Origin of the sequence: Stenotrophomonas sp. YIM B06876, assembly GCF_030711595.1 — a bacterium.
Classification (GTDB): Bacteria; Pseudomonadota; Gammaproteobacteria; order Xanthomonadales; family Xanthomonadaceae; genus Stenotrophomonas.
Genome location: NZ_JAUJUJ010000222.1, coordinates 1 through 1,286 on the forward strand (window position 1 = coordinate 1; position 1,286 = coordinate 1,286).

The 1,286-nt window shown below is 66.2% G+C and carries 2 protein-coding genes; one reads left to right on the top strand and one right to left on the bottom strand.

Features of this window, described 5'->3' with window-relative positions:
- Positions 1-945 (top strand): zinc-binding dehydrogenase (locus QZH66_RS16260; RefSeq protein WP_305806920.1); only part of this gene is annotated, 945 nt, incomplete at its 5' end.
- Positions 946-1,061: 116 nt separating this feature from the next.
- On the opposite strand, the gene QZH66_RS16265 is transcribed toward QZH66_RS16260, so the two are convergent.
- Positions 1,062-1,286: nitroreductase family protein (locus tag QZH66_RS16265; RefSeq protein WP_305806921.1), on the bottom strand; the 225-nt coding region annotated here is incomplete at its 5' end.

The following is a 1,286-nucleotide window of genomic DNA, read 5'->3' on the forward strand; positions in this document are numbered from 1 at the left end:
CCGGTGGCCAAGGGCCTGACCATCGGCCACGAGCCGGTCGGCGTGATCGAAAAACTCGGCAGCGCCGTGACGGGCTATTCCGAAGGCCAGCGCGTCATTGCCGGCGCCATCTGCCCGAATTTCAATTCGTATGCCGCGCAGGACGGCGCAGCGTCGCAGGACGGCAGCTACCTCATTCCCAGCGGCCGCTGCGGCTGCCACGGCTACAAAGCCACCGCCGGCTGGCGCTTTGGCAACCTGATCGACGGCACGCAGGCCGAATATGTGCTGGTGCCCGACGCTCAGGCCAACCTCGCGCCCATCCCCGACGGCCTGACCGATGAGCAGGTGCTGATGTGCCCCGACATCATGTCCACCGGCTTCAAGGGCGCCGAAAACGCCAACATCCGCATCGGCGACACCGTGGTGGTGTTTGCCCAGGGCCCGATCGGCCTGTGCGCCACGGCAGGCGCGCGCCTGCTGGGGGCCACGACCATCATCGGCGTCGATGGCAACGACCACCGCCTGGGCATTGCCAAGAAGATGGGGGCCGATGTGACGCTCAACTTCAAGAACTGCGACGTGGTCGATGAGGTCATGAAGCTTACCGGCGGCCGGGGCGCGGACTCGGCCATCGAGGCGCTGGGCACGCAGGGGACGTTCGAGTCGGCGCTGCGCGTTCTCAAGCCGGGCGGCACGCTGTCGAGCCTGGGCGTGTATTCGTCGGATCTGACGATTCCGCTGTCGGCGCTTGCGGCCGGCCTGGGCGACCACAGGATCAACACGGCCCTGTGCCCCGGCGGCAAGGAGCGCATGCGCCGCCTGATGAACGTGGTGGCATCGAGTCGCCTTGATCTGGGCCTGCTGGTGACGCACCACTACAAGCTCGACGACATCGTGGCGGCCTACGATTTGTTCTCGCACCAGCGCGACGGCGTGCTGAAGGTGGCCATCAAGCCGCACTGATCGGTGCCAGCGCCGAATTCAAGCGAAATTGGCCGCTAACGCTTGCTGTGTAAGCGATGATAGCTATCAAAATTTAAGCGAAGCAACACCGTGACCGCTGCGAGCGCAAGCCGGTATCAAAACCCGCGCAGAGCGGCCCATTCCTCCAGCGGCGCGCGGCTGGCTTGCAGGGTGTTGATGGGCGCGGCCTTGTCTTCGTAGCCCAGCGCCACGCCGAACGCCACGCGGTACGGCTCGGGCAGCTGCAGGTGCACCGCCAGGCTGCTGTCGTAGCGGCGCCAGAAACCCTGGGCGCAGGTGGCCAGGCCATGTTCCACGGCCAGCAGCATCAGCGACTGCAG